Consider the following 324-nt stretch of genomic DNA (forward strand, 5'->3'; position numbering starts at 1 on the left):
TTATGCGGTATTAGCTACCGTTTCCAGTAGTTATCCCCCTCCATCGGGCAGTTTCCCAGACATTACTCACCCGTCCGCCACTCGTCACCCAAGGAGCAAGCTCCTCTGTGCTACCGTTCGACTTGCATGTGTTAGGCCTGCCGCCAGCGTTCAATCTGAGCCATGATCAAACTCTTCAATTTAAGTTTGATGCTCGTGAATTAAACTTCGTAATGAATTACGTGTTCACTCAGAGACTTGGTATTCATTTTTCGTCTTGCGACGTTAAGAATCCGTATCTTCGAGTGCCCACACAGATTGTCTGATAAATTGTTAAAGAGCAGT

Annotated in this window: 1 rRNA gene; it reads right to left on the bottom strand. The window is 46.0% G+C overall.

What is annotated here, in order from left to right:
- A 16S ribosomal RNA gene (locus B9P82_RS28165) occupies nt 1-182 on the bottom strand; the annotation flags it as partial.
- Nucleotides 183-324 lie beyond the last annotated feature (142 nt).

The organism is Citrobacter sp. L55 (assembly GCF_002850715.1).
GTDB lineage: Bacteria > Pseudomonadota > Gammaproteobacteria > Enterobacterales > Enterobacteriaceae > Citrobacter > Citrobacter braakii.